The organism is Streptococcus sp. (assembly GCF_032481935.1).
GTDB lineage: Bacteria > Bacillota > Bacilli > Lactobacillales > Streptococcaceae > Streptococcus.
The window spans coordinates 1-10,010 of the sequence record NZ_JAWERU010000049.1 but is presented as its reverse complement, the minus strand read 5'-3'; the positions used below and the strand labels follow the sequence as shown (position 1 = coordinate 10,010).

Here is a 10,010-nt window from a genome sequence, read left to right as displayed (position 1 = left end):
CAAGTCAGATGTAACCGACGAAGAAGCTCAACCAGTAGACAAAGACTACGACACAGTTGTAGACAACCGTCCACAAGAGATTGAAAAAGACGGTAAGACCTATGTATTGGTTCCAGCCGGAAACTACACAGTCGGTGAAGTAGATGACGAAGGTCACTTGAAGTCAACAGACCCAACAACTGGTAAGGTTATCGAAGGTGATAAGAATGTAACATATGTGTACAAACTTAAAGAAACTCCAGATAAGCCTGTAGAGCCAACTCCAGACAAACCTGTAGAACCAACTCCAGACAAGCCTGTAGAGCCAACTCCAGACAAACCTGTAGAGCCAACTCCAGATAAACCTGTAGAGCCAACTCCAGACAAGCCTGTAGAGCCAACTCCAGATAAGCCTGTAGAGCCAACTCCAGACAAACCTGTAGAGCCAACTCCAGACAAACCAGTGAACCCGACACCAGGTAAGCCAGTGAATCCGACACCAGGCAAACCAGTGGATCCAACACCAGGTAAACCGGTGAACCCAACACCAGGTAAGCCAGTGGATCCAACACCAGGTAAACCAGTGAATCCAACACCAGGTAAACCAGTGGATCCAACACCAGGCAAACCGGTGGATCCAACACCAGGTAAACCAGTGAGCCCAACACCAGGTAAACCAGTTTCGGAAAAACCAGCTAATCCAACATCGGCTAAGGAACAACTTCCAAATACTGGTGAAACTACATCTGCAGGATCAACTGTACTCGGAGTAGTTGCAGGACTTGTAGGATTGGCAGCACTTGGACGTCGTAAGAAGGAAGACGAAAAATAGTCATCTTTCTTAGGAGAGTAATGTTACTTTGTTTAAAATAACGACTCATATTGACGATTAAAGCCGGCTTTAACTAATAGAAAAGAGTGGCTATCCCCCACTTTGGGGATAACATTTAGAAAATCTTTTCAACATAAAACGCATAATATCAAGGTTTTTGAATATCTGATATTATGCGTTTTTCTGATTTTAAAGATCTTTACCCAGCCTCTTTTTATGCATTACCAAAACAAAAAGTCTTTCTACGAGCTAAAGCTCCTCATAAATCACAACAAAAGGAAGAACCTAAAGAAAGTTTTTAGTAGAGTGGGAGTTCTCTTTTGATCAAACTAGAGTTGATGTTTGGTAAGTTTTATTTTCGATAGGTGAGTCGAATACTAGGAATTTCCGGCATTGAAAATTTTGGGAATGGCGTTTCTTTAGATGAAGTAAGGTGATAGGTTTGACTTGCTCAAGTTTAAGGGGGATTTAATTTTTGAAAAACTCTTTAATCATCTTTTAAGAATATACTCATAAGGGAGAAGTATAATGAGGTTTACCTTAATTTATATGCACTATAAATTTCAAACATAGGTGATATCTTACTACGGGCTGTTTTATCTATCATTACAAATCTCTATAAACCCTACAGTTTTTAAACCAACTAACTATAGAACTTTAGAGACTTATAGAGACTTTTTATAGAAGGTAGCAGGTATAGAGTTCTATGTGCATAAGTTATCAGTTATAGGACTTGTGCAAACTAAAAACCAGCGACTTTAATCGCTGGTTGCTCATATGATTATTCACTTGAAAGGGATGAAGACTTATCTAGATCTTCTATTTCTACGATAGCCATTTAGTTTTTTATTTTCCCAATAACTGTTAAAGATTTTTTCTTTACTTTCACGATCAATTTCTAGGAAATAAGCATAGAGTAGATCGATTAAGATCAACATAGGAAGTTGGGCAGAAATACGTTGGATATAGGAAGCCTGACTCTGGCTTGCTACCAGTACAGTTTCTGTAAATTCCTGAGTTTCCTTGCTTGGCGTACTAGTAAAAAGAACAGTTTTAGCCCCCATATCTTGAGCGTCTAGTAGACTGTCAATGATGGATGGAGTTGTTCCTGAAAGGGAGAAACCAAAGACCAAACATTTTTCATCGATGATACTGGTTGTCCAGGCGAAACCGTCTGGATCTGTCAAAGCCTCACAAACGACTCCAAGTCTCATGAAACGCAATTTCATCTCACGCGCAACTAGGCCAGAACTTCCAGTCCCAAAAAAATAGACGCGTTCTGATTGATCAATCATTTGGGCAATACGCTCCAGTTGGTCATCATCAATCAATTCTTGTGTCATTTCTCGGATATTTGTATAGCTTCTCAAGACTCTTTGTGTCAAAGGATTCATATCTTGTTGAGGAACGGAAAGGGTATCCTTTTGTTGCTGGTATTTGAAAATAAATTCCCGATAGCCCGTAAAGCCACATTTTTTGGCAAAACGAGTGAGAGCCGCCTGAGAAATATGAAGTTTTTGAGTGACCTGCTGAGAAGACAAGTCATCATGAATGGTATCTGCCTGCAAAAAATAGCGGGCAATCTCTTGCTCTAAATCGGTCATTTCTTCAAAGTGAAGATCAATAATCGTAGAGATATCTGGCTTGTTCATGGGACTCCTTTGTAGTTATTTGTTAAACATTATTTGTCAATAAAACCTAACAAATAAAATAGCGCTTACTTCTATTATACCACAGTTGCTTTGTTTTTGGGATAAAAAGGAAAAGTCTTTTCTTTTTCCATAATTTTCTCTTCAAATTATGGTACAATGAAGATTGAGATTTTGATTAGAAATGAGATTGATTTGTATGAGAAAATTCAATAGCCATTCGATACCGATTCGGCTTAATTTATTGTTTGCAATCGTTATTTTACTTTTCATGACCATCATTGGTCGCTTGCTCTATATGCAAGTTTTGAACAAGGATTTCTATGAAACCAAGTTAGCGTCTGCTAGCCAAACTAGGGTAACAACGGGTTCTGCTCGTGGAGAAATCTATGACGCGGCTGGAAAACCCTTGGTAGAAAATACCGTTAAACAAGTAGTAGCTTTCACACGAAGCAATAAGATGACAGCTACTGATTTAAAGGATATTTCCACTAAACTCTTAACGTATGTAACAGTTACCTCGCCAGATTTGACAGAACGTCAAATGGCTGACTATTATCTAGCAGATCCAGCTGTCTATAAAAAAACGGTAGAGGCTCTTCCTAAGGATAAACGTTTTGATTCTGATGGAAATCAACTATCCGAAGCTCAACTTTATAACAATGCTGCTGAGAGTATCACTTCTGATCAACTGAACTATTCAGAGGATGAAAAGAAGGTTATCTACCTCTTTAACCAGCTCAATGCAGTTGGTAATTTTGCGACAGGGAATATTCAAACCGATCCATTAAGTGACACACAGGTGGCCATCATTGCTTCAGCTTCCAAGGAATTACCTGGTATTAGCATTTCAACTTCGTGGGATAGAAAGGTTTTAGAAACCTCGCTTTCATCTATCGTTGGAAGTGTCTCTAGTGAGAAATCAGGTCTTCCAGCTGAGGATGTGGATGCTTATTTGCAAAAAGGCTATTCACTTAATGACCGTGTTGGAACTTCTTATCTGGAGAAACAATACGAAGAAGTTCTACAAGGAAAGCGCACGGTGAAAGAAATCCATCTCGATAAATATGGCGATATGGAGAGTGTGGAAAATGTCGAAGAAGGTAGCAAGGGCAAAAATATTAAATTGACCATTGATTTGACCTTCCAAGACAGTGTGGATAATCTTCTGAAAAGTTACTTCAATTCAGAACTATCAAATGGTGGAGCAAAATATTCAGAAGGTGTCTATGCAGTAGCTCTCAATCCTAAGACTGGTGCTGTATTAGCTATGTCAGGGATTAAGCATAATTTGGAAACGGGTGACTTAACCTCAGACTCGCTGGGTACTGTGACCAATGTCTTTGTGCCAGGTTCTGTCGTTAAAGCGGCTACCATCAGCTCAGGCTGGGAAAATGGTGTTCTTAAGGGGAACCAGACCTTGACAGACCAACCAATTGTTTTCCAAGGATCCGCAGCTATCAACTCTTGGTATACTCTTGCCTATGGTTCCTTCCCGATTACAGCAGTTGAGGCTTTGGAATACTCTTCTAATGCCTATATGATTCAAACTGCCCTAGGGATGATGGGGCAAACCTATCAACCAGATATGACAGTCAAGACCGACCAACTAGAGTCTGCTATGGGAAAACTACGCGCGACTTTTAGTGAATATGGTTTGGGTGCTTCTACAGGGATTGACCTGCCAGAGGAATCAACAGGATTTATTCCTAAAAACTTTGATTTGGCTAATTATTTAACTAATGCTTTTGGCCAGTTTGATAACTACACACCGATGCAATTAGCCCAGTACGTTGCAACTATTGCTAACAATGGTGTTCGTCTAGCTCCACATATTGTCGAGGGAATATACGACAACAATGATAAGGGTGGCCTTGGGGAATTAATCCAAGCAATAAATACCAAGGAAATCAACAAGGTCAATATTTCTGAATCAGATATGGCAATCTTGCACCAAGGATTTTACCAAGTATCGCATGGAACTAGTCCCCTAACGACAGGACGGGCGTTTTCAGATGGCGCCACTGTTTCTATCAGTGGTAAGACCGGTACAGCTGAAAGCTATGTAGCTGGTGGTCAAAATGCTAATAATACCAATGCCGTGGCCTATGCTCCAACAGAAAATCCTCAAATTGCAGTTGCAGTAGTCTTTCCTCATAATACCAATTTAACCAAAAATGTTGGGCCAGCAATTGCTCGCGACATTATCAATTTATATAATCAACACCATCCAATGAATTAGAAAGGAAGCCATGCTTTATCCAACACCTATTGCTAAGTTGATTGACAGCTATTCTAAACTTCCAGGTATCGGGATTAAGACAGCAACCCGACTGGCCTTTTATACCATTGGGATGTCTGATGACGACGTCAATGAATTTGCTAAAAATCTCCTTGCAGCTAAACGAGAATTGACCTATTGTTCAATCTGTGGACGTTTGACGGATGATGATCCTTGCTCTATCTGTACAGACCCTAGTCGTGACCAATCCACGATTCTGGTTCTGGAAGATAGTCGCGATGTCGCTGCCATGGAAAATATTCAAGAATACCACGGTCTTTACCATGTCTTACACGGCTTAATTTCACCTATGAATGGGATTAGCCCAGATGACATCAATCTCAAGAGTCTCATGACACGTCTCATGGATAGCGAAGTTTCTGAGGTCATCGTAGCGACCAATGCGACTGCTGATGGTGAGGCGACTTCCATGTATATCTCACGACTTCTCAAACCCGCAGGAATCAAGGTTACTCGTCTAGCACGAGGTCTAGCAGTCGGAGCTGATATCGAATATGCAGATGAAGTAACGCTCTTAAGAGCCATCGAAAATCGTACAGAACTCTAGTCTGTGAGGATATAGAACAGGCAATTAGCTAATAGATAAGATTTTAAGAAATTAAGAGGCTGGATTTATTTTTAATCCAGTCTCTTTTTTGCTATTCAAGTTTAAAAAAAGAGACAAATGTGATATACTAAAGAGCAAGTATTCTAGTAGAAACAGGACAATCATATGAAACAAACAATAATTTTATTATATGGTGGACGCAGTGCAGAACGTGAAGTGTCTGTATTGTCGGCTGAGAGTGTGATGCGTGCGGTTAACTATGATCGTTTCGCAGTCAAAACCTTCTTTATCAGCCAGTCCGGTGATTTCATCAAAACCCAAGAATTTACCCAAACTCCTGAACAAGATGAACGTCTCATGACCAATGCGACTATTGATTGGGACAAGAAAATTGCTCCAAGTGCTATCTACGAAGAAGGAGCCGTTGTCTTTCCAGTTCTTCATGGACCTATGGGAGAAGATGGTTCCGTTCAAGGTTTCTTAGAAGTCTTGAAAATGCCTTATGTCGGTTGCAATATCTTATCTTCAAGCCTTGCCATGGATAAGATTACTACCAAACGTGTTTTGGAGTCTGCTGGGATTGCCCAAGTTCCTTACGTAGCCATTGTTGAAGGGGATGACTTGGTTTCTAAGATTGCTGAAGTTGAAGAAAAATTAACCTATCCAGTCTTTACCAAACCATCCAATATGGGATCTAGTGTCGGTATTTCTAAGTCTGAAAATAAAGAAGAACTCCATCAAGCTTTAGAGCTTGCCTTCAAGTACGATAGTCGTGTCTTGGTAGAACAAGGAGTCAATGCACGTGAAATCGAGGTTGGTCTCTTAGGGAACTATGATGTTAAGAGCACGTTTCCTGGTGAAGTTGTCAAAGACGTAGCCTTCTATGACTATGAAGCCAAATATATCGATAACAAGATTACTATGGATATCCCAGCCAAGATTAGTGATGATGTAGTAGCAGTCATGCGTAAAAATGCAGAAACTGCCTTCCGTGCTATTGGTGGGCTTGGTCTATCACGTTGCGATTTCTTCTATACAGATAAGGGAGAAGTTTTCCTAAACGAGCTTAACACTATGCCAGGATTTACTCAATGGTCTATGTATCCCTTACTTTGGGACAATATGGGAATTTCTTATCCAGAATTAATTGAACGTTTGGTTGATCTTGCTAAGGAAAGTTTTGTCAAGCGTGAAGCGCACCTATTGTAAAGACAGACATAAGGGCGGGGAAGGACTCCTTGCCCCTTTTTAAAGGAGTAAACATGAAACTTACGATTCACGAAGTTGCGCGTGTTGTCGGTGCAAAAAATGATGTGACTAGCTATGTGGATAGCCCACTAGTCAAGGCTGAGTTTGATAGTCGTTTGATTGGAGCTGGGGATTTATTTGTGCCACTCAAGGGGGCGCGTGATGGTCATGACTTTATCGAGACAGCTTTTGAAAATGGCGCAGCTTTAACCTTATCAGAGAAAGAAGTAGCAGGGCATCCTTATATCTTGGTGGAAGATGTCCTAACTGCCTTTCAAGCTCTTGCGGCCTATTACCTTCAAAAGACTGGTGTCGATGTCTTTGCTGTCACAGGTTCAAATGGGAAGACTACTACCAAGGATATGTTGGCCCACTTGCTTTCAACAAGCTACAAAACCTACAAAACACAAGGGAACTACAATAACGAGATTGGCCTTCCCTACACGGTTCTCCATATGCCAGATGATACCGAAAAGCTGGTCTTGGAAATGGGGCAGGATCACCTAGGAGATATCCATCTTTTGTCTGAATTAGCTCATCCAAAGACAGCTATCGTGACCTTGGTTGGAGAAGCTCATCTGGCTTTCTTTAAGGACCGTTCTGAAATTGCAAAAGGTAAATTACAAATCGCTGATGGGATGGAAAAGGGGTCCTTACTTTTGGTGCCAGCTGATCCTATTGTAGAGGATTATCTACCTGCTGATCAAAAAGTAGTTCGTTTTGGTCCAGGTGCAGAACTCGAAATTACAGAATTGATTGAGCGTAAGGATAGCTTAACCTTCAAGGCCAATTTCTTAGAGCAGGCTCTTGACTTGCCAGTAACAGGTAAGTACAATGCGACTAATGCTATGATCGCATCTTATGTTGCCCTGCAAGAAGGAGTATCTGAAGAGCAGATTGGTCAAGCCTTCCAAAATCTAGAATTGACCCGCAATCGTACCGAGTGGAAAAAAGCAGCCAACGGTGCGGATATCCTATCAGATGTCTACAATGCAAATCCAACAGCTATGAAGTTGATTTTGGAGACTTTCTCAGCCATCCCAGCCAATGAAGGTGGTAAGAAACTTGCAGTTCTGGCGGATATGAAGGAGCTTGGAGACCAGTCTGTTCAACTTCATAATCAAATGATTTTGAGCATTACACCCGATGCCCTTGATACCGTAATTTTCTACGGTGAAGACATCGCTGACTTGGCTCAATTAGCCAGTCAAATGTTCCCAATCGGTCATGTGTACTACTTCAAGAAAACAGCCGATGAGGACCAGTTTGAAGCCATGGTTAAGCAGGTCAAGGAAAGTCTTGGCGCACATGACCAGATTCTGCTTAAAGGTTCGAACTCTATGAATCTAGCCAAGCTAGTAGAAAGCCTAGAAAATGAGCACAACTGATTTCGCCAAAGCTATTCAGAGAATGTTAGCTATCACTGATACTGGGTTGACCTATTCAAAGGATCCTTATGACCGTGAACGTTATGAGGATTTACGTCAGATTTTATGGAGTGTCTTGCAGGATCAAACGGAGCTCGATCAAGAGGAATTGACTGCAATTTTAAAACCAACAGGTAGCTATGCAACTCCCTTGATGGATGTAAGGGCATGGATTGTTCAAAATCAGAAGATTTGTTTGGTTAGAGGGCAAGGAGAGGATACTTGGGCATTACCTGGTGGCTTTGGTGAAGTAGGATATTCTCCCAAGGAAAATATCCGAAAAGAAGTTCAGGAAGAAACAGGATTTTCGGTAGAAGTAGGCTCTTTATTGGCAGTTTTTGATACCAATCGCTTTCAACTTCAGAACAAACAGTATGCCAAGTTCGTCTTTGACTGTCAGTTATTGGATGGGGACTTTCAAGAAAATCAAGAAGTTGCTGAATTAGGATTTTTCGACATTTCGGCTCTCCCTCCCTTATCTGAAAAAAGAATAACTAAGGAACAAATGGATATTCTATGGCAGGTCTATCAGGGTGAGCGGGAACAATATGTCGATTAGAAGCTTTGTTTTATATTAAGATCGACAGTTTCTTTTACACAAAATTATATGAAATAAATGTAAGTTAGGCTCTATAGAGATGAGTAAGAGGCCTGCTTATATGAAAATGAGGAAAGTTACATGAATGTTTGGGATGCTTTATTTAGCACGCAGCCGACGGAGCCACCCCAATTTGACCTTCTTTGGTATGGAAGTCTATTTACTTTATTGGCATTGACTGTATTTCTTGCCTATCGTTATGGTGAGAAAAAAGTTTGTCAACGATTTTTCCAGATTTTACAGGCCGTTCAATTAATTCTACTTTACGGTTGGTATTTGGTAAATCAGATGCCTTTAACAGAAAGTCTGCCCTTTTATCATTGTCGCTTAGCAATGTTTATAGTGCTTTTGACCCCAGGTGTCTCTAGAGTCAAGCAGTATTTTGCTGTGCTGGGAACCTTTGGAACTTTGGCAGCTTTTATTTATCCAGTGCCAGATCCCTATCCCTTCCCCCACATTGCCATTTTGTCCTTTATTTTCGGACACTTAGCCCTTCTTGGAAATTCCTTGATTTATCTCTTGAAGGACTACGATGCTAGCTTATTGGACTTCAAACGGACCCTAATCATCACATCTTCGCTTAATGCTGTGATCTTTGTGGTCAATCTAATGACGGGTGGAGATTATGGCTTTTTGACAAAACCGCCATTGGTTGGAGACCACGGTCGTTTGATCAATTATCTAGTGGTTACGCTATTCCTGACTTGTGCCATTTATTTAGTCTCTAAAATTTTTCAGACAATCCTTCAGGAACAGGAAGAAAAAAGATTGAGAATCTGGCAGAAATAAAAAAATATTTTCCCAATCTCTTGACTTTTATCTGAGAATTTTGATACAATAGTAGACGGTATTGTTTACCCCATTTGTAAGGCCCCGGAACCTTTCAAATAACTTGCGGACCGGAACATCCGCCCTGTAAACAAAAACGATATTCATATAGGAGAAATCATGAACAAAACTACATTCATGGCTAAACCAGGCCAAGTAGAACGCAAATGGTACGTTGTTGACGCAACTGATGTACCTCTTGGACGCCTTTCAGCAGTTGTTGCTAGCGTACTTCGCGGAAAAAACAAACCAACATTCACACCTCACACTGATACAGGTGATTTCGTAATCGTTATCAATGCTGAAAAAGTTAAATTGACTGGTAAAAAAGCATCTGATAAGATTTACTACACTCACTCAAACCACCCAGGTGGATTGAAATCAATCTCTGCTGGTGAACTTCGTTCTAAAAATGCAGTTCGTTTGATCGAGAAATCAGTTAAAGGTATGCTTCCACACAATACTCTTGGTCGCGCTCAAGGTATGAAATTGAAAGTATTCGTTGGAGCTGAGCACACTCACGCTGCACAACAACCAGAAGTTCTTGATATTTCAGGACTTATCTAAGGAAAGGAACAATAAAGTATGTCACAAGCACAA

The 10,010-nt window shown here is 40.6% G+C and carries 10 protein-coding genes; 9 read left to right on the top strand and 1 reads right to left on the bottom strand.

The features are described 5' to 3' along the window. A partial coding sequence (locus E7C97_RS08260; RefSeq protein ID WP_316108845.1) for an LPXTG cell wall anchor domain-containing protein occupies positions 1-811 on the top strand: 811 nt, incomplete at its 5' end. Between the two features lie 173 nt (positions 812-984). Next, positions 985-1,113, top strand: coding sequence for a hypothetical protein (locus E7C97_RS08255; RefSeq protein ID WP_261674130.1), 129 nt, complete (start codon positions 985-987; stop codon positions 1,111-1,113). A gap of 504 nt (positions 1,114-1,617) precedes the next feature. Here E7C97_RS08255 and E7C97_RS08250 read toward each other — a convergent pair. Then, positions 1,618-2,463, bottom strand: a complete 846-nt coding sequence (locus E7C97_RS08250) for a MurR/RpiR family transcriptional regulator (protein ID WP_049525741.1) — start codon at positions 2,461-2,463, stop codon at positions 1,618-1,620. A gap of 196 nt (positions 2,464-2,659) precedes the next feature. Here E7C97_RS08250 and pbp2b point away from each other — a divergent pair, with 196 nt between their 5' ends. From pbp2b to rplM, 7 genes are all read left to right on the top strand, one after another. Further along, complete coding sequence (gene pbp2b, locus E7C97_RS08245; protein ID WP_316108844.1) at positions 2,660-4,702, top strand: penicillin-binding protein PBP2B; 2,043 nt, start codon at positions 2,660-2,662, stop codon at positions 4,700-4,702. A 10-nt stretch (positions 4,703-4,712) separates the two neighbouring features. After that, complete coding sequence (gene recR, locus E7C97_RS08240) at positions 4,713-5,309, top strand: recombination mediator RecR (RefSeq protein WP_000966747.1); 597 nt, start codon at positions 4,713-4,715, stop codon at positions 5,307-5,309. A 165-nt stretch (positions 5,310-5,474) separates the two neighbouring features. Next, positions 5,475-6,518 (top strand): D-alanine--D-alanine ligase, encoded by a 1,044-nt coding sequence (locus E7C97_RS08235; protein ID WP_316108843.1) that lies wholly within the window; start codon positions 5,475-5,477, stop codon positions 6,516-6,518. 53 nt (positions 6,519-6,571) lie between these two features. After that, the gene (gene murF / locus E7C97_RS08230) at positions 6,572-7,945 is read left to right on the top strand and encodes a UDP-N-acetylmuramoyl-tripeptide--D-alanyl-D-alanine ligase (protein WP_316108842.1); all 1,374 of its coding nucleotides are present in this window, start codon (positions 6,572-6,574) and stop codon (positions 7,943-7,945) included. Beyond that, positions 7,932-8,543, top strand: a complete 612-nt coding sequence (locus E7C97_RS08225) for an NUDIX hydrolase (RefSeq protein WP_316108841.1) — start codon at positions 7,932-7,934, stop codon at positions 8,541-8,543. Before murF ends, E7C97_RS08225 begins: the two co-directional genes overlap by 14 nt. Positions 8,544-8,663: 120 nt before the next feature. Further along, positions 8,664-9,371, top strand: a complete 708-nt coding sequence (locus E7C97_RS08220) for a TIGR02206 family membrane protein (protein WP_316108839.1) — start codon at positions 8,664-8,666, stop codon at positions 9,369-9,371. 159 nt (positions 9,372-9,530) lie between these two features. Beyond that, complete coding sequence (rplM, locus tag E7C97_RS08215) at positions 9,531-9,977, top strand: 50S ribosomal protein L13 (RefSeq protein WP_001044622.1); 447 nt, start codon at positions 9,531-9,533, stop codon at positions 9,975-9,977. Positions 9,978-10,010 lie beyond the last annotated feature (33 nt).